This is a genomic window from Enterococcus sp. AMC1086 (assembly GCF_058216575.1).
Map to the genome: position 1 here is coordinate 2,780,767 of NZ_CM177100.1, position 24,440 is coordinate 2,805,206.

Sequence of the window (24,440 nt, forward strand, 5' to 3'; positions counted from 1 at the left end):
AATTAGATTTTCTTTTTCCGAAGAGCTAGCCTATAACGCTAGGTAGTATAAATATCATTAATATCGGATCCCACAAATAAATTTAAAATAGTTCCTTCATATTTTAGCATAAAAGCGTTAGTCAGAATAGAAACAAATCATAAAATCGATGAATTTTTTGCATTATTATTTTTTCGAACAATTTGAGTCTTTTTATCCACTTAACTAAATAAGAAAATAAGACATTCTTTTGAGGAGCTTTCATGTTTAACATTCACATCTTATTTCTCAATCAGCAATACAAGATTTTCTCTAAATTTTTCACGATCTGTCTGCGTAAAAGCTTTTGGACCTTTCGTGCGTCCTCCACTTTTTCGAACCTTTGCGCTGAAATAACGTTGTTCCAACAATCCATCCATATTTTCTACTGTATATTCATATCCTAATTGATGCAACACTCGGACACCTTTAGGTAATACCAATGACGCTAAACCATAATCTTGCGTCACTAAAATATCATCTGGTTGGATCAACTGAACAATCTTATAATCGGCTGCATCAGCTCCTTTGTCTACATAGACAAAAGAAACACTTTCAGGATATTCTTTCAATGAATAATGATCGATACTTGTCACAATCACAACGTCGATCGAATAATCCAATGCGACTTCAATTGTTGTATCTTTTACTGGTGAACCATCACCATCAATAAAAATTCTCATACGCTCACCTTTCAATGATGATCTATCGTTTTAATTTAAATACCAAGCTGGATGCCGTTTTAAAAAGATAGACACTTCTGAAAAAACAGCTTCTCTCATGATTTTATACAGTTCTGGATTTCTAATTTTCTTTTTGATCGCACCCGTATATCTAGGTCGTTTAACTTTAATTGAAAGAACGATATCAAATCGTTCTGGAAAATTATCGACGGTTAGATACTTCAAACGATTAGTTTCCTCTAAAAACTGATTGATTGCATCCACCGTTCCTTGAATAAATCCATCAAGATGCGTACCACCATCAGAAGGTAGATGTCCATTGACGAAACTATCCTTAATACTAGTCGAACCATTTTTTGAAATAACGGCTTGAATCGAGACGCCTTCACTAATCGTGTTGATAATCAAAGGCTCCGAACCTCTCGTAATACTGTCATCTTTTTGAAAAATATACTCAACAAGTCCTTGCTCATAATGAAACTGATTTTTCTGATTTTTCCCGTCAGTCAATGTGATGGTCAAACCACTGTTCAGCATCGCCAATTGTTGACAACGATTGAATAAAATGAAATATGATAGCGGCTTATTGCCAAATAAAAGCGCATCAGGTGTAAAAGCCAATTCAATTCTTTGCCCTTCATCTTCTGACGGAATCAGTGCTTTTTTATTTAACTGTCCATTTTGATAAATCTGAATCGTTCGTTTTCCTAATTTTTCTATACCAAAACCTAGTTGCTCCGACAATGCATTGACTACTGAAAGAAAAAGGTAAGGCGGTGTATACTGCTCTTCTGGCATTTTATCTAAAAAAAATCCTTTTTTACTGAAAAAAGAAAAAATAAATTGTTTCTCTGAAAGTTCGATTGAAAGTTCTGTCTGCTTTAAATCAACCGCTAATTGAAGTAAATGATCCAACACTTGTAAGACCATACTTTCTAAGCCTGTCGGACCAATTCCACCAATGTACATACCTGGTCGTTTCCGAATACTATCTTTCAAAACATCATCGTCTAGAGCTTTCCAAATATTTTCATCGGTCATGTTGATTTCCTCCTGTAAACAGACTTTTTATATACGTTTAACGTACAAAATAATAGCTCTACTTCCTTAGCATACCAATTTATCTTCGCCACGTAAATGGTTTCGCTAAATTCCGTACTTCTCTTCATTATAATGAAAAAAAGAGCAGAACGAAAGTAGTATAAACGCATTTATACTATTTCATTCTACTCTTTCTCTCAACGAATTAAATCGACCGTTGGCTGTTCCATGATATGTCTGACCTGTTTTCGTGTTGTTAGTGGTACATCACCTTGAATCGTGTGAGCTAAGATACCATTTGCTGTAGCAAACTCCACCGTTTCTACTAATGACCATGACTCACTATACCCTAGCAAGACACCTGCTGCATACGCATCACCTGCACCGATTCGATCTAAATTAGTGATCTCTCTGGGAGCTGTTGTTGCATATTTTTCTGAATCAAATAAAAATCCAGTTAAATAATGTTTATCACGTTCATATTGGCGAATCGTTCCAGCAAAATACGCAATTTGATATTTCTGCATAAATCGATGCACTATTTCTTCAAATTGTTTGTCAGCATCTAACGTTTCATTAAGAGGCATCTCTAATAAATCAGTTAAATCTCGCTGACTGCCAAATACTAAATCACAATACGGCAGTATTTTTTGATATTGTTCTTTCATGAATGAAATGCCATGAGCTTCGTTTAAACTAGGACGAAAATTAAAATCAAAACAAACTTTTTTACCCAATGTATGTGCCTTTTCAGCTAAAATAAGCGCAGCCTCACGAGTCGCTTCAGTCAAACTTAAAGAGATACCACAAATATGAACCAAATCTGTTTCCTCTAAAAATGAATCAAAATCATAGCATGAAGCATCACTCACACCAAAGGAACTATTTCGACGATTTTGATAGGTTACTTGAGTCGGTCTTGGTCCAAATCCCATTTCTGCAAAATAAGAGCCGATATGAGCGCCAGATACGCCGATCCAGCGATCTTGAATACCTAGCTGACGAACACTTGCTTTAGCGGCTTCACCTAAACGATTATCAGGAAGATTCGTCAGTAAGCTTGTTTGACAGCCAAAATGAGCGAGATTACTTAAAATATTGACGCCTGTTCCTGTAAAGTCTAAACGTAACTCTTTAGTTTGTTCTAGCATCAAATATTCTGGCGGTGTCAAACGCATCATTATTTCACCAAAAGCTGCAATTTTCATTTTAATCCCTACCTATTTTCTAGCTTTACAAGCTTGCCCTTCGGAAAAAAGATAAACCTTGAATGTGGCAAAAAGCGCCACAGGTAAGGTTCCCTATTTTCCTGTCAGGTCTGAACGAGCTTGTTCTGCTTTTATTTTTTCAATGTATTTTTCATCATACCAAGTAATGTTTTCACATCTTCTGGTCTTGTATCTCCTGTTGCTGAATCGATGATTGAGCTATATACATGAGGAATGATTTTCTTCACGCCTTCATCCACTGCAATTTGCACGATTTCTTCAAAGTTTTCTAAATCGATGCCCCCCGTTGGTTCTAGATAGAAATCATATTTAGCACAAGCTTGTGCAACAGCTTTGTATTCTTCGATGTGTGTTAAACCTTTCATCGGGAAGAATTTGATTGAGCTACCGCCCATGTCTTGTAATAAACGGATTGCGGTTTCGATCGTTACTTCTCCTGCTGGAGTTTGTGAGCTTAATGGACCTGTTGCGATATTGACGATACCAACTTTGCCTGTTGGTGAGACTAAGCCGTTTACGATTGTTTCATTTTGTCCTAGTAAAGCACGAGATGTGCCTACACCTGTAAATACTTGGTTCACATGTTGTGGTTGTAAGTCTTTTGAAATTCTTGAAACCATTTGACTTTGGTTTGGATCTCCTGCACCTAAACCGACAGATAAAGCATTGTTGATTTTGGCTGAATATTTTTTCATGTCTTCGATCGCCATTTCGTCTGTTGAGTAGTTTTTAGATAATACGCCTAAAACAATATGCCCTTCTGCAGCGTCGTAGCAGTCTTTCGCGTTTTCTACTGAGTTAGCTAGGACATTTAAACAAATGCGGTCCTCTAAATAGTTTGGTGTTAATGTCATAATTTTTCTCTCCTTTAGTTCATAATCTCTTGTAGTCTTTTGATCATTTTATTCATTTCTTCTTCATTGACTGAACGAATATCGAATTCAATGATACCGTTATTCGCTTGATATTCACGAGTGTAAATTGCTGGGCTTTCAGCTTTTAGTTCTTGAATGACTTCTTTGGCAGATTTTTCGCCGCTTACTTTGATACTGGCACGGTAAATATCCCTTCCAGCTCCGTCTTGAACAACTTTGGCTTCGATGTTTTGGATGTTGTTCAAGTCTTCAATAAATGGTGCTAAACGTACTTGCATTGCGTCTCCAGATTCACTGCCATTTTTCACATAATCTTCAACTGCTTGAGTGAATCCTAAGATATTGTCTTTGCCTATTTTCATTGCTCGTCCGATGCCTTTACCTTGAAGACGGATCCATTCGATATAGTCTTTTTTCCCAATTACAAGTCCTGCACTTGGTCCTTCAATTGCTTTAGCACCACTATAAATCACTAGATCTGCACCTAATTCGATATATTGGAATAGGTCCTCTTCCGCTGCCGCATCAACGATCAATGGTAACTTATGCGCTTTCGCTACAGCTGCGGCTTCTGCCACACTTAACATACTTTTTTGAACTGCGTGGTGGCTCTTGATGTAAAGAATCGCTGCGGTTCGATCGGTAATCATCATTTGAATATGCTCTTTCGAACACATATTAGCATAACCCGCTTCCACAACTTGTCCGCCACCTTGTTGGACCATCAATTCAACTGGTGTGCCATAATCTACATTGTGCCCCTTTGGTAAGATGATTTCACGTTTCACCACTTTATCAGTGTACGGATGATAAGCATGGTATATGGACCCTTCACCAATCAAAGCCGCCACGCTTTGCGCGATTCCAGCAGATGCGGAAGAAACAACTTGCGCATCTTCAACCTTCAATATTTTCGCTAAATAAGCACCTGTTTGGATACTTAGTTCACTCATCTCGAAGAAATGCTCCCCACCGAATTTTTGAGCCGCTAAGACATTTTCAGAAACCTTTGATACCCCTAAAATCGTCATTCTACCTGAGGCATTGATGACTTCTTTTAAATTGAATTTTTCGTAACTAATTGTCATAAACTGTTCCTCCAATAATGGTTTTTACAGGTCTGATCACTTCTTTTGCTTCTCTTGTGAAACCATTTGAATCGGTCAATTTCTTTTGGCCTGTTTCGATTGTAAAAATCGTGATATCTCCATCATATCCTTCTCTTAGATATCCTTTTGTGTCAAAATGGAAATTTTTAGCTGGAGCAGCTGTCACTTTCTCAATAATTTCAGCCCATTCATAGCCTACAACACGCAGTTTTTCCATAGTTGTCGCTAAATCATGAACTGGTCCTTTTTCACGATTACGGATATAAATATCCGTACTTATCGAAGTTGCTTTCATCCCTTCTTTTAAAGCAGTTTCTGCAACATGAAAATTAAAACTGTCCGTTCCATGACCGATATCAAATACAATCCCTTTATCGTAAGCTGTCCAGACAAAGTCTTTGATTTGATCTGTTTCTTTGTTTAAAATCCCGTTAGGTTTCCCATTGAAACAATGAGTCAAGATATCACCTTTAGACATATGTGCTAAGATTTCATCCAATTCTGGAGGTGCCGATCCAATGTGCACCATCATCGGTAAATCATTATTTTTTTTCTGAATTTTCTTCGCCATTTCTAAAGGTGTGATCCCATTATCACCAATGACCGTTTTACTCATGCGAGCTTTGATTCCTACGATGAAATCAGGTAGTTCAGCTAAGACTTTGTGAACTAATTCTTCTTTCACTTTACTTAAATCTGCCAGCTCGTCTTGTTCAATAATGCCCCATTTTGAAATATTTACTAAAGCATATACATTGGTTTTTGCTTGTTTGGCTAAATCGTAAAAATCATGGATATTTTCTGCACCTGTAGTGCCAGCATCGATTACTGTCGTTACACCTTTTTTGACACCAATTTCATCTGGAAAATCGTAGTATAAGGTCATCTTTTCAAAACAATGAACATGATCGTCGATCCAACCGGGTGAAACGTATGTGCCTGTCTCTAACTCAATCAACTTTTTGCTCTTTGCTTCGATTTTATCTGCAACCTTTGCGATTTTTCCAGCACTAATTGCTATTTCTATTGGGTTTCCTTCAATAGTTTTCCCATTTTTTATGACCAAATCGTAGCTCATTTTATCTCCTACTTTTCTTTAAATCTAAATTTTGTCCAAGGTTTTACAAAATCCAACAACAACAATTCTTTCTCTGTTATTTGACCTACTTTATTTTTTCGGTCATCTGAATGTGGCTGTAAAACAATTTGTAACTCATTTTTGTATTTTCCAAATGCATCATTACCGATTACAACATCACCCATTTGAAACATTTGCGTATTACCATGTGCAGGATTCGCTTCATTCTTGTATTTTTTACGAACTTCGGTTGAACGAACGACTTGGTCAGTGATATCCCCGCGACGGAAGTGCTGTTCAGTCAAAGCAATTTCTTTTTCAACGTTACTTACATCATCAGTAAATTCAATCGCTAATTCTAATTGATAACGATTTAAGCTACCTAATAGTTCTATCTCTTCATCTGAAGCATACGCATTTCCAATGATCACATCATCGATTAATCCCGTTGCAAATAAATGCTTTGCTTGAACATCCACCGGCAAATGTCGATGCATTTCTAACGTCGGTAACCCATCGTTCACATCCCAAGGACCGATTGTCCCCACTTGAGAATTGATAAATGCCGCTGTACGAATCCCATGCCTTTTAAAACGAACACTACAACGCTCAAAAAAATCATAAGGTAATGCGGTCCCTTCTTGCGGATAAAAGTTATGACACCCGTAAAGAAATGGTACATTTGCTTCATATGTCAAAATATTATCAAGATAAGCCACATCATTACTCATATTCAACTCAATCGCTAAATCAAATGGATTAAACGTCAGCTTTGCTTCTTTATTTCCATCAAATCCAGCATCTAAACGAATTCCATCCGCACCAGTCTCATAAAAGAAGGTCAGATCATCATATGAAATTTGTAACTCATCAAAAATGTTTGGTGCAACATCTAAAATCGTTTCATAACCTAAATCTTTCGCATATGCAATCAACGATTTAAATTTTTCTTTTACAACTTCTTTGCCTTCCGATACTTCCAACATACTCATAAAAATCCGTGAAAATCCACATTCACTAGCTTTTTTTAAATACGCTTTATCTTTATCTATATCACTATGATCTGGATAAACAGATACACCTAATACTCTTTTCATTCCTTTTACCCCCGCTTTATATGGTCGAATTTATTTCTATATTTCCAAGAAAGTACTGAGCTGCAAAGAATAGTACCGGTTCCTACTATAAATATAGGCTGTTTAACTAAAATTCCAATGACGATCAATATAAAAATTAAACCAATTGAAATAAGACATAGATGGAACAACCGTAAATCAGTAAATTTTTCTGGCAGCCAGTTTCTTTCAATCATTACTTGACTAAGAATAAAAAATACTATGAACCAAATGAACATGACCCTAATCACCAAAGAGGGTAGTAACGCTACTACCCTCCCTCTCTTTTTTCTTACTTATGCAGCTGCTTTTGCTTTCTTTTCAGCTGCTAACTCTTCTGCTTCTTTATCTAACTGTTGTTTTTCATATACTTTGAAGAACGGGTAGTAGATCGCCAAAGTAATTGCGAAATTGACACAGACAAGAAGTGCTGCAGGAACACTCCAGTTTGTACTCATCCAAGCAGCGATCGGCGCAGGTATTGCAAATGGTAAACGTGCTGCCATCATCGGAATCACATTTGTAACAGTTAAGAAGTAAGAAAATGTTGTTGTGATCAATGGCGCCACGATAAACGGAATCCCTAAAATTGGATTCATCACGATCGGTGTACCAAAAATCACAGGTTCATTAATATTGAACAATCCTGGTAAGAAGGATAAACGTCCTAAACTTTTCAAGTAGGTTGATTTAGAAAACATCATTAAAACGACTAAAGCTAAAGTTGTACCGGCACCGCCGATCCAGATAAACCATTGTAAAAATTGCTCTGTAAAGATATTAGGCAAATTATGAACAGATGCCCCTTCTTGAAAGGCAAGTGTATTCTCAGCAATCGACATATCCCAAAACGGTCTGATAACAGGTCCCATAATTGCTGGCCCATGAATCCCTAACACCCAGAAGAAACAAATCAAGAAAACTGTAAGGAGTCCGCCAAACAAGCTATTTCCAGCTAATGTATCTTTTAGCGGCATCAATAACGTGCTCAAGAAACCATTTAAGTCAAAACCAATAACATGGCGAATCACCCAAAATAGTAATAAAATTACAGCGCCTGGAATCAACGCAATGAAAGAATTAGATACTTCTGGTGGCACACCGTCTGGCATCTTAATTGTGATATCTTTTTGAACAAAGAAACGATAGATTTCAACAGAAACCAGCGCTGTAACAATTGCACCAAACAGTGAAGCAGAACCGATATTGGCTAAATTGATGTAACGACCAGCACCAATCACATCTTTGACATCTTCAAAAACCCGTGTTGGGGGGGCCGCTGTTACCAAAAAAGCCATAACAGCTAAAATTCCACACGTTAAAGAATCCAATTTATAACTTGTCGCTAAAGAAGAAGCAATCCCAAAGGTTGCATACAACGCTAAAATCCCCATCGTATATCGTGATGGAATATCCAAAACTGCCTGATAAGGCTCAATAAACTTCATATAAGCATCAATCGGAATATTCTGAAATACTGTAAAAAAAGCCCCTACGATCGTCAAGGGCATTGTTGCAATAAGCCCCTTTCTAATCGCTGTCATATGTCTTTGAGAGCCAAACTTATTGGCAATCGGCATCAATTTTACTTCCATCCACTGCACAAAACCATTCATTTCTTTTTGTCCTCCGTTCAAAAATTAGTATGAATTAAAAATCAAATTATTTTCAATTTATAATAACATAGTAACATTATAATGTAAACGGTTTTCAAAAGAAAAGTGCAATTTCGTTTTGCTTTTAACTAGGTAAATCAACAGGAAACATTGCACCAAATATCATCGCACCTAAAATCGCGCCACCTGCAATTGGTTTTTTCCAAATATAGAAAATCACGGCACCAACGATCGATCCAATCCCAATTGGAGCAGAAGCGCCGCATGCACTGATGATGATCAAAGGTCCTAAGAAACGGCCAGAAGCATTTCCTGCACCCATCATGACATCTGCACCAAATGTAGAGTTTGACTGATTGATCGTAAATTTACGAATCATGATAATAATTCCACCGATGATCAAACCAAGAATCATACCCGTCAATAAAGAAAGGCCAAAATTTTCTACGGGCGCCGTAATTCCCATACTTAAAAGAATCGCCGGAACCCCAATCCCAACACCTGTTAAAATCGCACCACCAATATCTAAAATACCAACTAATGATCCTTCTAAAATGCGAGCAAACAAGAAACTTGCACCAAATGCGGCAGCCGCCCCATAAGAACCGCCATCCATACCAGCCTTCAGCATCGCAACGATTGCCACTTCATTAAATGCCCCTACACCATGCTCTATATACATATGTGTTCCAGCAAATACGCCTGCTGACAATAGCCCGACTAAAATCGGAAATGACCAGTCAGCAAACCAAAAATTCTTTTTTTCTAACGCCACTATTTCATCCATCACAGTTCCTCACTTTCGACTTAATTATTTGCCAACACTAAAAATATCATGCATATTTTGCAACCAAATAGGAATTTGCAAACGGAAACTTTCGATCATTTGTAAATCAAATCCGCGGAAAAAAGCACTAAATACAAATAATAAAATTACTGCTGCCATCATACTTTTAGTCACTCTAGTCCAACCGATTTCATCCACACCTTTACCGATTAAAATTCCTAATACAACACCTGGAACTGCATTGCCCATGATCATTGTTGCAAGTCCTCCAAAAATCGTGGCCCAAAAACCCGAACGCTTTCCAGCATCGATCGCAGCTAACCAGAATAAAACTGGCATTACTGTGTTGATCAATAAATTTGCTGCCGGTACTAAAACTGCAACGGCTGTTACTTGCAACGACTCAGGAATTGCTGAAGCTGTTGTATTCAAGAAAGCCACAACCAACATTCCTATAATGGCTCCGGATATTCCCATCTTTTTAGGATTGTGCATCGTTTGCGCAATATCTTTATTTTTTACCAACAAGGCCGCTGCTGCCCAGTTTGGGATAACACGATGATCGACATCTTGTGTAAATGCCCCTGCTCCAACTGTGGATGCCCAAGCATTAAAGAAGAAACCTAATCCAAAAGAAAAGTGACTGGCCGCATCCCCTTCACAAGCATTCATTTCACCTAATGTTCTAAATGCACCTAGTCCTTGTGTATTGGGCGCATGAAACATTCTTGCAGCTCCAGCTCCAGCTGAAAATCCAACTAAACCTCCAATCAATAATGATTTGATCAAAACAACTAAAACATCCATTTAATTTGCCTCCTTATACATTCTTTTTTTCTTTCTAAAAAAGATAGGAAAACCATTTGGATCAGCAACTTTTTTCTCCACAAACGAGACTGTTTCCATTTCAATCAATGTGATTTCCACTTCAACATCTAACAGTACACGATAATCTGCACGCACCCTAGGTAAGAAGAAAAAGAAAAAACGTTCTGTAAATGTTTCTTGTTCTGCTCTTACAATCTGAATGGTCATCGGTTCGATCCGAACGATTACGTCATTTTTTTCTTTTAGCACTTGACTATGAATTTGATTCAATGCATTAGCAAAAGCCAAGTGCTTTTCCTTGCCTGTTCCTTCAACTCGAATGATCTGGCGTTTTTTAGTTGTTACTTTCCCCATTAAATTTCCCTCCTATTTATTAAAACTGAGCTGGCTTGTTCAACCTTGACAGAAAATAGGTGAAATTAATTAAGACGTTTTTTGTCTCACTCCATTTTTTCCGAAAGGTTATTCAACGCCTATCCGTTTTTTTTCATGTATGCTTCAACAATCCGTTTACCCAAGTCTTCTTGATCCATAAATCCAAAGCCTAAAACAGTTTTCCCATCATTGATTGCTGTCACACCTTCATCAATTGAACGCATACCATGACGTTCTGGATAACCGTATTTTGTAGCAGCCGTTAATGCACCTGCACCGCCACTTCCACAAAATGAAATTCCCAAATCAGCATTTTCTTGCTGCATTACATCCCCTAAACGCATATCTGCTCCCATACCAGGAACAACAACTGCGCGACCTCCTGCAGCCTCCACACCTTTTGCGACATTTTGTCCTTTACCTAAACGATCTGCTATTACTACTGTTACCATGATTTATTCCTCCAATTTTTTTATTTAAACGCTTGATAAAAAAGACTTCAGCTCTTTTTTATCCTTCGTTTTGCTTAGCTGTTTCAAAATGAATCGATAATACATACATTTCATCTTGCGGTAAATTTCCAATATGCTGAACCACTTCATTTGCGATCATTAAGGCTTCTTCGGATACCTCTTCAAACATGACTGGATCAACTCCTGACATTTGTTCCCCAGCAATCGAGCGTTTAATCATTTCATTGACATGATTAATCAAAATCGTCCATTGTAAGTCTGTCGGTTGAATCGCTTGTTCTTCCAACAATTCACTTATTTTTTTGAGTACCGTTCCCAACTCGCTTTTGTTTGAACTTTCATCAATGATTTTTTTAGCATCCTCATTTAACTTCATACAAGTTCCTCCTTTTCTATATAATTCAACAGCGCGGTAATCTCGGCTTGATTAACCATCAAATCACATTTAGCAAAAATTTCTTCGATGCGTCCAACCAATTCTTTCTGGTCCAGTAAGGTTTCTTTGATGATATTCCCTTCGTTTTCATATTGGCTATCAAATGTGATTCGATGCACCATCAGCATTACATGAAGCAAAAATGCTTCTTTATATTCCTGCGATAATTTTTTGGCGAACGCTTTTAGTAGTTCTTCGTAAATCACATATGTCCGTACAAGAATATCCCGACTTTCGGCTTCGATTCCTTGTTTTTCTTTGACTTGCTGACGAGGGACTAAACGTGGTACGTTTCCAGCCTTCGTCTGGATCAAGATTTTATTAACTTCTTCTTGGATAGTATGAATATCTACTTCCGTTGGCAGCGGATTGACTTTAACAAAAGGACGATTCATACTTTCGATCGGAAAAATACTCAAAACTAAATCTGGATTCTTTTCTTCTATTACATCCACTGCATTTAAAACAGAAGCAAATCCAGCTATTTCAACATTCGAGACCTCTTCCATAATTTTCTGCTCGATCAAACTCGTCACACCTAAACCGGTCGAACACACGTATACGATTCTTACCACGTTGACTTCATGCAAATTTTTCTCATATGCAACTAGAAAGTGCAAAGCAATGTAGGCAATAAATGAATCATTTATCAACAAAGCAGATCCTACAATATCACTTTGACTTGCAAGCTGAATTGCTGAAAATAATTGTGGATACTTCGCTTTAATATCATCAACAAACGGATTATACTCATTTATAAACAGATGCTTTTTAGTTAAACGTAAGGATAAATGAGCAAAAAGATTTGTAAATAACTGATGATCACGATAAAAAGGAAAATCGACTTCTTTTGAGACATCTTTGATCAACTCTTCTGTCAATCCGACGATGTCTTGCTGATTATTTGCAACAAACACATCACTATAAATATAAAAATATTCATCTGCCAAAAGCGGTAGCTCGTAATGATCAAAGACTTTTTTCATCAATAAAAACGGCAACTCTTGCTTTTGCTCTAACACATTTTGATTTGCTAACATTTTATATCCGCCAACCGTATGATGAAGCTGCATTCTTGAAGCCGCAATCGCTACACGTAATGTAATCGAAAGTATTTCAGCATAATTAAATTGATCAAATAAAGAAGGATCTAACAGTCCCGTCATTTCTTTTAAGGCAACTTGATAAATTTTTTGAAAAATTGTATTGACGCCAACATGAACTTCCTGCATTTTTTTCTGCTGTCCTAAGTGGACAAAATAACTCATGATTTGATAAATATCATATTCAGTTATTTCTTTTTGGGTGATGTATTCCATCAGCAATCGTATTTTACTTTCTTTCCCAACAATCGAAAATCCTAGCCGACTTTGGCGATTAAGTGCAAGGTCATACGTTTGGGTCAATTCTTCTACACGATCTAAATCACTGATGATCGTATTTCTGCTGACCTGTAAATCATCTGCCAACGCTTGTGACGTTAGACAGTTAGGCGCTAATAACAATCGAAAAATCAATTGATTTACTCTTAGTTCCTGATCCGGATAAGTTTCAAAACGTTCTACTTCAATAATTTCATTTTTCAAGGTCAATCGTTCGGAATCAGGTATTTCTAACCAAATACCTTTATTACGACGCGCTTTAAGTAAAACGTTCTGTTCTTTAAGCCACTCACGTACATTTTCTAAATCATATTTGATTGTCCGTACACTAACATGGAAGGTTTCTGCCAATTCTTTTGTCGTAACACTGTCTTCTAAATCTAAAAGCAACAACAAGATTTTTATTGCTCGTTTTGATAAGTGCAGTGACATTCTACTCACCAACTTTCTTTCCCTTACACTTGAACTATAGCGTGATTTTTATTGCATAACAACACAAAAAAGTTGCACTTACACAAGTGCAACCTTCTTAGTATACTATTTCTTCTAGAAATTTTATATTCTTTAAAGCGCTATTTTGTAAAATGTTACTTAAGAACTATTCAGCCTGATCTCTAGTATTATGACTGTTTCTTCTTAGTGCAATCAACAATAATCATTATTGAATTCTTATTGCACCAAATAGTGTAACGATGCGCTTCTTTTCAAAATAAAAAGAAGACCGAAGTCTTCTTTTTACCACAGTATTTATAAAAATAAATAGATAACATCTTCTCCACAAAAATATTTATCCGACACGCCTACATCCGGTAGGTATGATTTAACATATGTGCCTCTGTTGTTTTGTCAATCACTAGCCGTCAAAACGGAACAGCCGAAGCTGTCTGATTGAGTCAACTCGTCGCATGAGGACTACTTTAACATAGATATACTGTGATTGCAATATTTTTCTGAGTTATCGTCCGTTTCCAGCCACGTAGCATAAAGACGATCTACGATACTTACAGTATCTAACGTCATATTTCTAGTCATAACAGGACTTTCCAACAAGTGATTTTGAAGACATTCATTCACATGCTCCACTTCAAATACAAATTCACTATCAAACTCACCTATCAAGGTTTCTTGTCTACCATCGTCGTAATAAATAGTCGCCTGTTTTGTTTTCCAAAAATATGGAATTTCTATATGTCCTTTATCACCATAAATCGTCAGTTTACTTGGAATATCCACTTTAACAGAGATAAAAATAGTTCCCAACACTTGATTTTGAAACGTCAGTCCCATATTTACTTGATCATCTGCGGCCCCTTTTTTTCTTGTAGCGTTCCCGTAATATTCCGTGATCGATTGATCCAATATAAATTGCATGTACTGCAAAGGATAACTACCTGACCCATGTAATGCTCCACCTCCGGCATCTAATGAATGAAACCAACTGATATGATCAACATTAGGATAAGACGTGATCGATTGCAGCCAGTGTATTTCGCCAATTTTGTTTTGCTGAATTGCTTTTTTCACTTGTAGACTAATCGGTAAAAAAACAGATTTTTGCGCTTCCATCAAGAAACAGCCATTTTTTTCTGCTACTTCAAAAAGTTCTTTTGCTTGAGATAACTTTAAAGTAAACGGCTTTTCAACTAAAACATGTTTCTTATAAGTCAACGCCATTTTTGCCGCTTCATAATGTCCCTTATTATATGTAGCTACGTAGATGATATCTACTTCCTCATCCTTACAGAGTTCTTCATAACTGCCGTAAGCTTTAGGGATAGCCAATTCCTCTGCCATCTTCGCGGCCTTATAATACGTACGTGATGCAATTGCTACAGCTTCACCTAAACTACTTTCTTTGATTCCTTCCACAAAACGAGGAACGATTTGCGCTGTACTTAAAATACCATAACGAATTTTCTTCATCCGTATCGACTCCTTTGATTACACTATAGACGTACACCATAAAAAATTCAAAAGAATTCTTTTAAAAGACAACTATTTTTCCAGAGAAAGTGTTTATTTTTTGATAGTCACTTATTGATTGCATCTTTCATTCTAGTGTCCGTTCAACACTTATAGAACCAGAAGCAAAACTAACTGTTTTGTTTTGCTCCTAGTTCTATATACGAAAAGCAGCAGAAGTAAATAGCCCCAAAAATGAACTTCTGTCCTGCTTCTCTAATAATCTTCGATTTAAAATCATATTCGCAAATCATTTGAGCTAATCATTCTCCTGATTTTCGATCTATTATTTACGAATGTTTATGTATATCCTTACCTATGTACTACTCCCATTTTTAACGAATACCAATACTTATTTTCAGCGCTTGGTTGACCTTTAACATATCGTCTTCTTGTAACTGACAAATTTTGTGAAGAATTCGTTCTTTATCCAACGTTCGGATTTGTTCTAACAACACTAATGACGGCGTCATGCACTCGTCATGAGGTATATCTACTTTGACCTGAGTCGGCTGCATTTTCTTATTCACATTCCTAGTTATAGGCGCAACAATCAATGTTGGACTAAATAAATTCCCCTTATTATTTTGAATAATCAATACAGGTCTAATTCCTCCTTGTTCCGAACCAACAACAGGCGAGAGATTTGCATAAAAGATTTCTCCCCTTCGTATCATAATACTTTGTCCCCCTAACTAATCTAATCAAAAACTTCTTCCGTGTAAATTATATCATGCTTTTAAATTAAAATTTTTCAATTTTTTATAGCAATCACTTAAAACTTTGATAATCTCTATAAAAAAAGTCTTTAATGAGAAAAATATACATAATAGCGTTTATTTTAAAAAAACTAAAATACACAAAAACATTTAATTTAAAATCAGTATAATCCCTAAATAAAAAAGAATAGATTTGAAGTGGATAGACTAAAAAAATCCATAAAAATTAAAAAAAGGCTTATTAGCCAGTATTTATATCAAAAAAACAACAAATATTAATCATTAAAATCCCTCTATATATTTTCTTGTTTTCTGGAAAAATAGAAGCACTCTCTCTATATATTGATTAAAATAAAGAATAATATTTTTCAATCCACTAACCCCTCCTAACATTTCTCATCAAATTTTTATTTTCATGCTTCTTTATTCCTTCACAAATAACGAGAGAAATCAGAATAAAGTACATTCCTGACTTCTCTCGTTATTATTTTTCTAGATATTGGATAGTTTATTTGAATTTTTCACATTATCTTAACTTTTTTATCGGTTTAATTTGATACTCCACTATCATTTAACACTAAGATGTAACTCAATAAAATATATAAATTATACGTACTCATGCTGATTATTGACTTCTTTTGATTGAAATTCGATATAAACATGATTTTGTAAGTTGCCTTACCCAGTTATGTACATTTATTATTCATTTAAAATACTTGCTACTTTAGTAGTGATCAAATCTATCGCAACATGGTTCTCTCCACCTTCTGGAACGATCACATCTGCATACCGTTTCGTTGGTTCGATAAATTGATGGTACATCGGCTTAACAACGGTTAAATATTGTTCAATAACCGAATCTAAGGTTCTTCCACGCTCATCCATGTCACGTTTGATTCTGCGGATGATACGGATATCATCATCTGTATCCACATATAATTTAATATCCATCAACTCTCTCAAACGACTATCTTCCAAAATCAATATGCCTTCTAAGATAATAACCTCTTTTGGCTCTTGAATAATAATGTCTGAACTTCTCGTATGAGCAACATAATCATATACTGGTTTTTCGATTGTTTGGTAGTCTATTAATTGTTGTAAATGCTCGATCAGCAAATCTGTGTCAAAAGCAAACGGATGATCATAATTCGTTGTTAATCGTTCTTCAAAACTAAGATGGCTTTGATCTTTATAATAAGAATCTTGTTCTAACATCATAATAGAATGATCGGGAAAATGATTGAAAATCGCCCGACTAACACTGGTTTTCCCACTTCCTGAACCGCCAGTAACACCAATCACGATTGGTTGAGTATTTTTCATTCAACGAAACCTCTCTCTTGTATGTAATAGTCATGTTACCCTTTTTCTATTATAATAGAAACTAAGCAGAAAGCTACAATTTTTCGATTATTTTTTTAATCTACTCATTTATTATTCAATTTTATCAGAAAGGAAAATAGTATGACAATTAGAAAAATTCAAGAATTCCAAAAAATCCACTATGACTTATCGCTGTTAGCAGATCCAAATAAAGACTTAATAAAAGACTACACCAAACGTAGCGTGTGTTTCGATCTTATTTTAAATGAAACGATCATAGGTATTTTAATCTTGCTTCCCACTCGTCCTGAAACACTTGAAATCGTTAATGTTTCTGTCTCTAAAGACTACCAAGGCCAGGGATATGGTGAAGAATTAATTCAATTCGCATTGACTCATGCTAAAAAAAATCATTATAAAACAGTTGAAATCGGTACTGGAAGTACCAGTTTTGGGCAATTATATCTCTATCAAAAATGTGGATTTCGCATGATAAGTATTGATCATGACTTTTTTCTTCGTCACTATGAGGAAGAAATCATCGAACATAAACTTATTTTAAGAGATATGGTTCGATTGAGTATCAATGTATAGGTAGCAACAGAGGGCTAGAAAAAATATTTATTTCTGAAGCCTTTAAATCTTAGCTCTTCTGTTCTAAGCTCTCTTTTTATTGTTCTAAGACATTAAAAATATCGTCTAATCGATTGATTTCGTATGTTGGCTGAACAGTTGGTTCTACTGGTTGTTTGGATGGATTCAACCAAAGTGTTTGGATATTGGCTAAGTTGCCTCCTTTAATGTCTGATGCAAGTGAATCGCCAATAATCAATGTTTTTTCTCGTTCAAAACCAGGAATCCGCTCAAAAACATAGTCAAAATATTCTTTCATCGGTTTTTGATATCCTACTTCCTCTGAAACAAAAATATCATTGAAAAAGAGGGACATTTTAGAATCATTCAATCGTTGATACTGAGTTTTTGCCACACCGTTTGTCACAATATACAATTCATAATCTGGTTTAAGTCGTTCAATGATCTTTCTACTGTTTCCTAACAAATCATGTCCTTGAGCTAAATGATCGCGATATTGCTCTCCCATTTTTTTCCCATCTACTTTTTTATTCAGTTGGCCAAATAATAAACTAAAACGAGTATCTGTGACCGTCTTCTTATCTATTTTTCCTTGTTCAAAATCTTGCCACAATTGGCTATTTATTTTTTTGTACGTTGCTTGTATTTCATCTGTTAGTGTTAGGTTTTCTTCTTGAAATAACGCATGCAGTGCTTTTTTTTCTGTCAATTGAAAATCTAGTAACGTGTCATCCACATCAAATAATAATGTCTTAAATTTCATATTCCACTCTCTTTTCTTTTTTATGAATTGTAAAATAGGGCAATAGCGTCTGTAATTCTTCTTGATTTAAAGAGCGATATTCGCCTAAACCCAGCGTTTGATCTAACTGAATCGGCCCCATCGATAATCGTTTTAAATAAATCACTTTTTTCCCTACAGATAAAAACATTTTTTTGACCTGATGGAATTTTCCTTCGGTGATATCTAAATACGCATGGCTTTGCCCTTTTTCTGAAGACAAAATCACAAGTTCGGCTGGCTTGCATTTTTTTCCGTCAGAAAATACAATTCCTTCAGTAAATGATCGACAGTCAAATTCTGTCAACATATCGTTCACAATTACTTCGTAACGTTTTGAAACTTTTTTATGCGGTAATAGTAATTGGTAACCCAACTGACCATTATCTGTAATCAAAAGTAATCCTTCTGTATCACGATCTAATCGTCCTATAGGATATAATCCTACTCTTTGATCTTCTGCTCTAATTAAATCGATAACGGTTTGATGCTGAACATCTTTAACAGCTGTCACAACGCCTTGAGGTTTATTCAACATATAGTAGACATGGGTTTCATGCTGGATTTTCACATCTCCAACAAAAATATCTTGCAAGGCTGCATCGACATTAAGACTTTCGTCCATAATGACTTGTCCGTCAACAGTGACCTGTTTACTACGAATCATGGCTCTTATTTTTCTTTTAGAACCAATTTTTTCTTGTTCCAATAATTTATCTAAGCGCATTTAATTTCCTCATTTCAACTAATAGTTTAGTATAAAATTTGAAGAATGAAAAGAGAACGATCCCGACTCGATTAAACAAACCTTTAAGTAATAATTAAAAGACGCTCGTATTTCTTTCACTTCTCTTGACTTAATATTGGATTCACGTTATGGTTAATATAGAAAGTGAATAAGGTTTCTCAAAAACAGCGTAATGACCTGGGAGAGAATAAGGTATCACATGGAATTTTCCCCTGGATAATTGTGCACAATTATTCGGGTTTTTTTGTTTTTGCTGTCCGATTTGTAGAAGTTCTTGTTTGTTTTATATCTTAACAAGAAAACCTTAGCTACGTTTAATCTTTTACAAGTTTCAATAGACACCAGCAAGACTCCTTTTTTCCATCATGTTGCGTTTTGCAGATAACCAAATATAAATTCATTTTGATTTGTCTAGCTTCACGAGCTAGTCTCTTAGATCTTGAGACTACACAACTCGTCCAGCTTTTAAATTTCAAGGGAGGAATTTAGGTTATGTCAGTATCATTAGAAGTTAAAGAAAGAGCTGTCCGTCCACGTTCATTAAGAAACGAGTTACGTCATAAGGGTCAAGTCCCTGCTGTCGTATATGGATATGAAATCGAAAGCACACCAATTTCAGTCGAAGAAAAAGAACTAACAAGACTTTTACGTGACAATGGTGCCAATGCTGTTATTACAATGAACATTGGTGGGAAAAAAATCAATACTTTAATGTATAAAGCGCAATTAGATACATTCACAAGCCAAATGAAACACGTTGAATTTTTAGCTGTAAATATGAAAGAAGCGACAGAAGTAGAAGCTGAAATCGTTCTTGTCGGTGAAGCTGAAGGTGTTAAAGCTGGTGGCGAGTTGATTCAAAACTTATATAACGTTTTAGTTTCAGCAACTCCAGATAAATTACCAGAACGTGTAGAAGTTGATATTACAAAACTTGCAATTGGTGATGCGATTACTATTGCTGATTTACCAAAAAATAAAGATTACGATATTATTACTGAAGGCGAAGAACAAATCGTCGCAGTAACAGAGGCAAAAGCTGAAACCGAAGAAGAAAGCTCTGAAGAAGCAGCTGAACCAACTGTGATCGGTGAAAAACCAGAATAATTCGTTACTTAAAAGTAAATTTTTAGAGATGAGGTCTTTTGACTTTGTCTCTTTTTTCATATGATCAAACGTCATATCATCTCACGTTATTCTGAGCTTTATATTTGCTTTTTTTACCAAACATTACAGAAGCGAGTTTTTACTAAATAGGGTATACTATTGTTATTAGATAGACAAAGGAGGGAAATTAAATGGTGGAAAGTTTTGATAGTCAACGTAGTCGTTATGCTTCTTTAGGTGTAGTTGAAAGCCTGCCTGGTGCCTTGATCGATAGTATCTGGCTGATTATTGATTTGGATTTAAAAGGAGTTATTCCTCTTACAAATATGCTGTATTTCGATTTAATCAATAATGATGGAAAAGTAACTGTTCACTTTTCACAAGAAATCAGTACTGTCCAAATGGCCATTGACTTACCTTTCCCTTATTCAACCGAATACCCCTCTCAAGTTTTTGCTTTTGATGATGGAAATAAAGAAACAATTTTACTGCCAGCAGAAATGTTTGAATAACCAAAAAAATAGGGTGTAGGACAAAAGTAAAAATCCACTTTTGTTCTACACCCTAAATACAAATAAATGGCGGAAACAGAAACACCTCTTTCTTATTTCTAAAGGTTAAATATTTCTGTACCGACCACTACTTTTCTAAGCCATTCGTTTTGCAATAAATGAATAAATCGCAATACAGATAACGGCACCGATCAATGCTGAAATAATTGGAAATCCACCAATGATAGGACCGAAATTTCCTAATAGCATCGTACCTACCCAGCTTCCGATAAATCCAACGATGATATTACCGACTACACCACCGGGTACATCTCTACCTAGAATTGCTCCAGCAATGGCACCTAGCACACCGCCGACAATTAATGACCAAATAAAACTTAACATAATAAACAGCCTCCTCTAAATCAAATACAGTTACATATTATTGCAATGTACGTGTATTATTCTCTTGTTTTTTCTCATTTTCGCTATCATCTTTTTTCTTATTTTCAAATTTTTCTTCATACTGTTCTTTCGACATAACGTCATCTACGTTCATATTAAATTCAATGACATCCAAACCAGTCATGTTTTTTACTTCATCTGCAACTTTTTTTGTTGCTGTATCGAATACTTGAGCAATATTTTTTCCATATTCTGCAATGACATCTAAATCAATGGCTACTTGTTTTGTTCCAACTTCTGCACTAATTCCTTTTGTTGGGTTATTTCCATTCGTAAATCTGTCGGTCAAGTTTGTAATTGCATTTCCGCTTAATCCTAAAATTCCTGGGATTTCTGATACGGCGATACCAGCAATTTTTTTCACGACTTGATCATCAAATGTTAATGTTGTTTTGATTCCATTTGCGTTTGTTCCTTCAGTTGTGTTTCCATTTGCTTTGTTATCCATATTCTTCTCAACCTTTCTGATTGTGATTCGATTTATATTTATCTTTCAAAAAAAGCTTTTATAGAAGCTAAAATTGAAGAGATAGAGCTTTTTTCATCTTGCATTTTGCCAATAAAGTAACCACTGCCTGTTAAAATGACAATTAAAACTGTTTTCCAAAATCCAATCGTCATAAAAAGTATGGCCATGAGCAAAGCCAAACTAGTAAATATAATTTGATTGCGGTAAGGAGCTATTGTTACTCGTTTTTTCATTATATTTCCTCCCTTAAACCACACGAGACTCTTTTTTGCCACTTGGTAGCAAGGACGATTCTGCTTTTTTCTTTTTGAAAATAATTTTTGTTTTATTCGTCTCGACCATCGCCATATTTTGCAAGGCTTTGGGAATCAATTCTTGAATTTGCTTCCCTCTGCTTAAAAATTGCTGTTGCTTTTCATCTGCTATCGTGACTTGAACATCTGCTGTTTGTTTCTTTGTCAAACGTATTTTCACTTGCGTATCCTCAATATTTACAATTCCTTGCAGCGAGGATCTGGCGATTGATTCAAGCGTACTCAGCGGCAAATTAACCTGCCCCATATCTTTTTGTATATGGATTTGTTTTTTGGTGATCGGTTTGAATAGAACCATCAAAAATGTGATCAAAAAGACTGTTAATAAAACAAAAAGAACAACTTGGTAAAAATAAAATAATTCCTCATATTGAAACAGCAAATTACTGAAAAAAGTGGTTACAGCACCTAAATCTACCATTTGAGAATATAAACCAGCGATTCCAAAAATACCCGCTATTAACAATAAAGAAATAAGTCCTTTGATTAGTCGCATCGTTTTTTCCCTCCACCATCATTTGTTCTTTTGAAAATTTTTTTCTCTGTATATGTTTTATGTTAAACGCATTATTCGACAATTACAAAAGATATGCATGCTCATTGTTGATCTTTCTTGTTATTTTTATAACAATTATCACTATAAATACTGATATAAGCGCATCCAGTGGCTCACTATAAATAAAAAAACAAGTTGACACACAAGATAAAAATCTTAGTAATCAACTTGCTTTTTACTTTTTTTACAAATTATTCAACATATGCTAAACGATAAGAAACGGTTCTTCCAAATGGAAAAACTTGTAATTCTTTTAATCGATCTGCCTTGAGATAACCAATTGCTCCTTGGTAAAGAGGCAAAACAGCCGCGTCTTTTTCAATCAAAGTTTCTTCTAATTCCTTCAGTTTATCCCAGCGTTTTTCCGGTTCATTTGCTAAAGTGATTCTTGCTTCATTTAATCCTTTGTCATATTCGGGATTATCATAACCCGATGTATTCAAACCGCTTTTAGAATCATAGAACTCCAAAAAGTTGATTGGATCAGCATAATCTGGTGTCCATGTACCAAAAACGAGGTCAAAGTCGCTAGCAGTTTGTAAATCCAAACGATTTTGTAATGGAACAGATTTTAATTTAATTGTTAAACCTGGTAAATTTTGTTGCAATTGCCCTTGAACATATTCGATTGTCTTTTTTGCAAGTGCAGAATCAGCTGAAAGCAATTCTAATTCGATTTTATCTTTACCTAATTCTTTTTTAGCAGTTTCCCAGTTTTTTTGTGCTGCTTTTAAATCAAATGGCAAAAAATCCCCATTTTCTTTACGGAAATCTTCGCCTGTATCTGGATCTTTTGCAAAATCTTTTGGTACAAAACCATTCAGATCAGTCGAACCATCGCCTAAAATATCTTTTGCAAAAGTTTCTTTATCAATTGCTTGTAAAATCGCTTTACGAACATTGACATTTCCAGTTACTTCACGTTTATGATTAGGGCTTAGATAGCCTACCATTGCTTTAGGAGTAAAATGTGCTTGTGGCGAATCTTTATACTGCAAAGCATACGTATCTGCAAGAACAGTATAATCTAGATCACCTGCATCAAATAGATTTGTTCCTGTACCGATTTCTTTGACAACTTGAACATCGATTGTATCTAGTTTAACATTTTGTTGATCCCAATACTCTTTATTTTTTGTTAGTTTCCACTCTTCTGTGTTACCATCCCAACCGGAAATCACAAATGGACCATTCCCAACAAAATTATCAGCAGAAGTTCCATAAGCTTCGCCTTTTTCCTTGACGAATTTTTCATTTTTAGGCATAAATGGTGTTCCTATTAAAACCTGAGCTAAATATGGAATTGGGTATTCTAACGTCATTTCTAAGGTTTGGTCATCAATAGCTTTCACGCCAAGTTCATCAATATTCGCTTCACCTTCACGGATTTTCCGACCGTTCTTAAAAATATCCATTTGGTTACTACTACTTGAACCAAAGCTTGGATCAACAACGTTTTTAAATGATGAAACAAAATCACCAGCTACAACAGGATCACCGTTACTCCATTTTGTCTCTTTTAGTTTGAATGTATAAACTAAGCCATCATCACTAACGGTAGGTTCACTTGCTGCAACCGCCAATTCGGGATCATGATTTTTGTCCATCCGATAAAGTCCTTCCACAACCTGACCGATCATATCTGAACTGTAAACATCTGTATAATGAGCGCTATCTAAGGTTGACAATTCTCCACCAGAAGCGACTTTGATCACTTGTGTTTGTTCTGTCTTATCCCCATCTGCCTTTTCACCAGATGAGTTTGTTCCTTTTCCCCCACTGCAAGCCGTCAATAATAAACTAGCTGCCAATACAAATAAACCAAATTTTTTCTTCATTATTCGATTCCCCCTCTTTTTTATA

27 protein-coding genes are annotated in these 24,440 nt (G+C 35.6%); 3 read left to right on the forward strand and 24 right to left on the reverse strand.

The window, feature by feature from the left end:
• Positions 1 to 260: 260 nt before the first annotated feature.
• The 17 genes from AC4BC4_RS13055 to udk all read right to left on the reverse strand — a co-directional run bounded on the left by AC4BC4_RS13055 (position 261) and on the right by udk (position 17,052).
• Complete coding sequence (locus AC4BC4_RS13055) at positions 261 to 701, reverse strand: YaiI/YqxD family protein (RefSeq protein ID WP_490475974.1); 441 nt, start codon at positions 699 to 701, stop codon at positions 261 to 263.
• Between the two features lie 30 nt (positions 702 to 731).
• On the reverse strand, positions 732 to 1,742 hold the full coding sequence (locus AC4BC4_RS13060) for a DNA topoisomerase IV subunit B family protein (protein ID WP_490475975.1): 1,011 nt from the start codon (positions 1,740 to 1,742) through the stop codon (positions 732 to 734).
• Between the two features lie 197 nt (positions 1,743 to 1,939).
• Positions 1,940 to 2,950, reverse strand: coding sequence for a sugar kinase (locus AC4BC4_RS13065; RefSeq protein ID WP_490475976.1), 1,011 nt, complete (start codon positions 2,948 to 2,950; stop codon positions 1,940 to 1,942).
• Between the two features lie 131 nt (positions 2,951 to 3,081).
• Positions 3,082 to 3,825: a 2-dehydro-3-deoxy-phosphogluconate aldolase gene (dagF, locus tag AC4BC4_RS13070; RefSeq protein WP_490475977.1), complete on the reverse strand. Its 744-nt coding sequence runs from the start codon at positions 3,823 to 3,825 to the stop codon at positions 3,082 to 3,084.
• 14 nt (positions 3,826 to 3,839) lie between these two features.
• Entirely contained in the window at positions 3,840 to 4,934 is a 1,095-nt protein-coding gene (locus tag AC4BC4_RS13075) for a DgaE family pyridoxal phosphate-dependent ammonia lyase (RefSeq protein ID WP_490475978.1), read from the reverse strand.
• A complete protein-coding gene (locus AC4BC4_RS13080) occupies positions 4,924 to 6,033 on the reverse strand; it encodes an amidohydrolase/deacetylase family metallohydrolase (protein ID WP_490475979.1) in 1,110 nt (369 codons plus the stop codon). The genes AC4BC4_RS13075 and AC4BC4_RS13080 overlap by 11 nt, the downstream gene beginning before the upstream one ends.
• A gap of 8 nt (positions 6,034 to 6,041) precedes the next feature.
• Complete coding sequence (locus AC4BC4_RS13085; RefSeq protein ID WP_490475980.1) at positions 6,042 to 7,130, reverse strand: DUF871 domain-containing protein; 1,089 nt, start codon at positions 7,128 to 7,130, stop codon at positions 6,042 to 6,044.
• A gap of 314 nt (positions 7,131 to 7,444) precedes the next feature.
• Positions 7,445 to 8,764, reverse strand: a complete 1,320-nt coding sequence (locus AC4BC4_RS13090) for a PTS sugar transporter subunit IIC (protein WP_490475981.1) — start codon at positions 8,762 to 8,764, stop codon at positions 7,445 to 7,447.
• Positions 8,765 to 8,888: 124 nt separating this feature from the next.
• Positions 8,889 to 9,551, reverse strand: a complete 663-nt coding sequence (locus tag AC4BC4_RS13095; RefSeq protein WP_490475982.1) for a DUF4310 family protein — start codon at positions 9,549 to 9,551, stop codon at positions 8,889 to 8,891.
• 24 nt (positions 9,552 to 9,575) lie between these two features.
• The gene (locus AC4BC4_RS13100; RefSeq protein WP_438758337.1) at positions 9,576 to 10,358 is read right to left on the reverse strand and encodes a DUF4311 domain-containing protein; all 783 of its coding nucleotides are present in this window, start codon (positions 10,356 to 10,358) and stop codon (positions 9,576 to 9,578) included.
• The gene (locus tag AC4BC4_RS13105; RefSeq protein WP_490475983.1) at positions 10,359 to 10,733 is read right to left on the reverse strand and encodes a DUF4312 family protein; all 375 of its coding nucleotides are present in this window, start codon (positions 10,731 to 10,733) and stop codon (positions 10,359 to 10,361) included.
• A gap of 119 nt (positions 10,734 to 10,852) precedes the next feature.
• Positions 10,853 to 11,206 (reverse strand): glycine-rich SFCGS family protein, encoded by a 354-nt coding sequence (locus AC4BC4_RS13110; protein WP_438758335.1) that lies wholly within the window; start codon positions 11,204 to 11,206, stop codon positions 10,853 to 10,855.
• A gap of 58 nt (positions 11,207 to 11,264) precedes the next feature.
• The gene (locus AC4BC4_RS13115) at positions 11,265 to 11,603 is read right to left on the reverse strand and encodes a PRD domain-containing protein (protein WP_490475984.1); all 339 of its coding nucleotides are present in this window, start codon (positions 11,601 to 11,603) and stop codon (positions 11,265 to 11,267) included.
• Positions 11,600 to 13,477 carry a BglG family transcription antiterminator gene (locus AC4BC4_RS13120; RefSeq protein ID WP_490477382.1) on the reverse strand — a complete coding sequence of 626 codons (1,878 nt, stop codon included), beginning with the start codon at positions 13,475 to 13,477 and terminating at the stop codon, positions 11,600 to 11,602. The genes AC4BC4_RS13115 and AC4BC4_RS13120 overlap by 4 nt, the downstream gene beginning before the upstream one ends.
• Before the next feature lie 480 nt (positions 13,478 to 13,957).
• Positions 13,958 to 14,968, reverse strand: a complete 1,011-nt coding sequence (locus tag AC4BC4_RS13125) for a Gfo/Idh/MocA family protein (RefSeq protein WP_490475985.1) — start codon at positions 14,966 to 14,968, stop codon at positions 13,958 to 13,960.
• A gap of 374 nt (positions 14,969 to 15,342) precedes the next feature.
• Positions 15,343 to 15,684, reverse strand: coding sequence for a type II toxin-antitoxin system PemK/MazF family toxin (locus AC4BC4_RS13130; protein WP_438758331.1), 342 nt, complete (start codon positions 15,682 to 15,684; stop codon positions 15,343 to 15,345).
• A gap of 741 nt (positions 15,685 to 16,425) precedes the next feature.
• Positions 16,426 to 17,052, reverse strand: coding sequence for a uridine kinase (gene udk, locus AC4BC4_RS13135; protein WP_438758330.1), 627 nt, complete (start codon positions 17,050 to 17,052; stop codon positions 16,426 to 16,428).
• A 141-nt stretch (positions 17,053 to 17,193) separates the two neighbouring features.
• On the opposite strand from udk, the gene AC4BC4_RS13140 reads away from it, so the two are divergent.
• Positions 17,194 to 17,646 (forward strand): GNAT family N-acetyltransferase, encoded by a 453-nt coding sequence (locus tag AC4BC4_RS13140; RefSeq protein WP_438758329.1) that lies wholly within the window; start codon positions 17,194 to 17,196, stop codon positions 17,644 to 17,646.
• Positions 17,647 to 17,722: 76 nt separating this feature from the next.
• Here the strand turns inward: AC4BC4_RS13140 and AC4BC4_RS13145 are convergent, their stop codons facing one another.
• Complete coding sequence (locus AC4BC4_RS13145; RefSeq protein WP_490475986.1) at positions 17,723 to 18,409, reverse strand: YjjG family noncanonical pyrimidine nucleotidase; 687 nt, start codon at positions 18,407 to 18,409, stop codon at positions 17,723 to 17,725.
• On the reverse strand, positions 18,399 to 19,154 hold the full coding sequence (locus AC4BC4_RS13150; RefSeq protein WP_490475987.1) for a 16S rRNA pseudouridine(516) synthase: 756 nt from the start codon (positions 19,152 to 19,154) through the stop codon (positions 18,399 to 18,401). Before AC4BC4_RS13150 ends, AC4BC4_RS13145 begins: the two co-directional genes overlap by 11 nt.
• 513 nt (positions 19,155 to 19,667) lie before the next feature.
• Between AC4BC4_RS13150 and AC4BC4_RS13155 the strand changes: the two genes are divergently transcribed.
• Together AC4BC4_RS13155 and AC4BC4_RS13160 are read left to right on the forward strand one after the other, a co-directional pair.
• Positions 19,668 to 20,282 (forward strand): 50S ribosomal protein L25/general stress protein Ctc, encoded by a 615-nt coding sequence (locus tag AC4BC4_RS13155; protein WP_438758326.1) that lies wholly within the window; start codon positions 19,668 to 19,670, stop codon positions 20,280 to 20,282.
• A 191-nt stretch (positions 20,283 to 20,473) separates the two neighbouring features.
• Positions 20,474 to 20,794, forward strand: a complete 321-nt coding sequence (locus tag AC4BC4_RS13160) for a DUF960 domain-containing protein (RefSeq protein WP_438758325.1) — start codon at positions 20,474 to 20,476, stop codon at positions 20,792 to 20,794.
• A gap of 135 nt (positions 20,795 to 20,929) precedes the next feature.
• Here AC4BC4_RS13160 and AC4BC4_RS13165 read toward each other — a convergent pair whose 3' ends face one another.
• The 5 genes from AC4BC4_RS13165 to AC4BC4_RS13185 form a co-directional block, all read right to left on the reverse strand.
• Positions 20,930 to 21,178, reverse strand: coding sequence for a GlsB/YeaQ/YmgE family stress response membrane protein (locus AC4BC4_RS13165; RefSeq protein ID WP_490475988.1), 249 nt, complete (start codon positions 21,176 to 21,178; stop codon positions 20,930 to 20,932).
• A gap of 37 nt (positions 21,179 to 21,215) precedes the next feature.
• Positions 21,216 to 21,686 (reverse strand): Asp23/Gls24 family envelope stress response protein, encoded by a 471-nt coding sequence (locus AC4BC4_RS13170; RefSeq protein ID WP_438758323.1) that lies wholly within the window; start codon positions 21,684 to 21,686, stop codon positions 21,216 to 21,218.
• A 38-nt stretch (positions 21,687 to 21,724) separates the two neighbouring features.
• The gene (locus tag AC4BC4_RS13175; RefSeq protein WP_438758322.1) at positions 21,725 to 21,940 is read right to left on the reverse strand and encodes a DUF2273 domain-containing protein; all 216 of its coding nucleotides are present in this window, start codon (positions 21,938 to 21,940) and stop codon (positions 21,725 to 21,727) included.
• Positions 21,941 to 21,953: 13 nt separating this feature from the next.
• Entirely contained in the window at positions 21,954 to 22,517 is a 564-nt protein-coding gene (amaP, locus tag AC4BC4_RS13180; RefSeq protein ID WP_490475989.1) for an alkaline shock response membrane anchor protein AmaP, read from the reverse strand.
• Between the two features lie 251 nt (positions 22,518 to 22,768).
• Positions 22,769 to 24,415: a peptide ABC transporter substrate-binding protein gene (locus tag AC4BC4_RS13185; RefSeq protein WP_490475990.1), complete on the reverse strand. Its 1,647-nt coding sequence runs from the start codon at positions 24,413 to 24,415 to the stop codon at positions 22,769 to 22,771.
• Positions 24,416 to 24,440 lie beyond the last annotated feature (25 nt).

Excerpts from the sequence above, each read along its gene's own strand:
- AC4BC4_RS13055 (WP_490475974.1), bottom strand. The coding sequence starts at position 701 with ATGAGAATTTTTATTGATGGTGATGGTTCACCAGTAAAAGATACAACA.
- AC4BC4_RS13060 (WP_490475975.1), bottom strand. The coding sequence starts at position 1,742 with ATGACCGATGAAAATATTTGGAAAGCTCTAGACGATGATGTTTTGAAA.
- AC4BC4_RS13065 (WP_490475976.1), bottom strand. The coding sequence starts at position 2,950 with ATGAAAATTGCAGCTTTTGGTGAAATAATGATGCGTTTGACACCGCCA.
- dagF (WP_490475977.1), bottom strand. The coding sequence starts at position 3,825 with ATGACATTAACACCAAACTATTTAGAGGACCGCATTTGTTTAAATGTC.
- AC4BC4_RS13075 (WP_490475978.1), bottom strand. The coding sequence starts at position 4,934 with ATGACAATTAGTTACGAAAAATTCAATTTAAAAGAAGTCATCAATGCC.
- AC4BC4_RS13080 (WP_490475979.1), bottom strand. The coding sequence starts at position 6,033 with ATGAGCTACGATTTGGTCATAAAAAATGGGAAAACTATTGAAGGAAAC.
- AC4BC4_RS13085 (WP_490475980.1), bottom strand. The coding sequence starts at position 7,130 with ATGAAAAGAGTATTAGGTGTATCTGTTTATCCAGATCATAGTGATATA.
- AC4BC4_RS13090 (WP_490475981.1), bottom strand. The coding sequence starts at position 8,764 with ATGAATGGTTTTGTGCAGTGGATGGAAGTAAAATTGATGCCGATTGCC.
- AC4BC4_RS13095 (WP_490475982.1), bottom strand. The coding sequence starts at position 9,551 with ATGGATGAAATAGTGGCGTTAGAAAAAAAGAATTTTTGGTTTGCTGAC.
- AC4BC4_RS13100 (WP_438758337.1), bottom strand. The coding sequence starts at position 10,358 with ATGGATGTTTTAGTTGTTTTGATCAAATCATTATTGATTGGAGGTTTA.
- AC4BC4_RS13105 (WP_490475983.1), bottom strand. The coding sequence starts at position 10,733 with ATGGGGAAAGTAACAACTAAAAAACGCCAGATCATTCGAGTTGAAGGA.
- AC4BC4_RS13110 (WP_438758335.1), bottom strand. The coding sequence starts at position 11,206 with ATGGTAACAGTAGTAATAGCAGATCGTTTAGGTAAAGGACAAAATGTC.
- AC4BC4_RS13115 (WP_490475984.1), bottom strand. The coding sequence starts at position 11,603 with ATGAAGTTAAATGAGGATGCTAAAAAAATCATTGATGAAAGTTCAAAC.
- AC4BC4_RS13120 (WP_490477382.1), bottom strand. The coding sequence starts at position 13,477 with ATGTCACTGCACTTATCAAAACGAGCAATAAAAATCTTGTTGTTGCTT.
- AC4BC4_RS13125 (WP_490475985.1), bottom strand. The coding sequence starts at position 14,968 with ATGAAGAAAATTCGTTATGGTATTTTAAGTACAGCGCAAATCGTTCCT.
- AC4BC4_RS13130 (WP_438758331.1), bottom strand. The coding sequence starts at position 15,684 with ATGATACGAAGGGGAGAAATCTTTTATGCAAATCTCTCGCCTGTTGTT.
- udk (WP_438758330.1), bottom strand. The coding sequence starts at position 17,052 with ATGAAAAATACTCAACCAATCGTGATTGGTGTTACTGGCGGTTCAGGA.
- AC4BC4_RS13140 (WP_438758329.1), top strand. The coding sequence starts at position 17,194 with ATGACAATTAGAAAAATTCAAGAATTCCAAAAAATCCACTATGACTTA.
- AC4BC4_RS13145 (WP_490475986.1), bottom strand. The coding sequence starts at position 18,409 with ATGAAATTTAAGACATTATTATTTGATGTGGATGACACGTTACTAGAT.
- AC4BC4_RS13150 (WP_490475987.1), bottom strand. The coding sequence starts at position 19,154 with ATGCGCTTAGATAAATTATTGGAACAAGAAAAAATTGGTTCTAAAAGA.
- AC4BC4_RS13155 (WP_438758326.1), top strand. The coding sequence starts at position 19,668 with ATGTCAGTATCATTAGAAGTTAAAGAAAGAGCTGTCCGTCCACGTTCA.
- AC4BC4_RS13160 (WP_438758325.1), top strand. The coding sequence starts at position 20,474 with ATGGTGGAAAGTTTTGATAGTCAACGTAGTCGTTATGCTTCTTTAGGT.
- AC4BC4_RS13165 (WP_490475988.1), bottom strand. The coding sequence starts at position 21,178 with ATGTTAAGTTTTATTTGGTCATTAATTGTCGGCGGTGTGCTAGGTGCC.
- AC4BC4_RS13170 (WP_438758323.1), bottom strand. The coding sequence starts at position 21,686 with ATGGATAACAAAGCAAATGGAAACACAACTGAAGGAACAAACGCAAAT.
- AC4BC4_RS13175 (WP_438758322.1), bottom strand. The coding sequence starts at position 21,940 with ATGAAAAAACGAGTAACAATAGCTCCTTACCGCAATCAAATTATATTT.
- amaP (WP_490475989.1), bottom strand. The coding sequence starts at position 22,517 with ATGCGACTAATCAAAGGACTTATTTCTTTATTGTTAATAGCGGGTATT.
- AC4BC4_RS13185 (WP_490475990.1), bottom strand. The coding sequence starts at position 24,415 with ATGAAGAAAAAATTTGGTTTATTTGTATTGGCAGCTAGTTTATTATTG.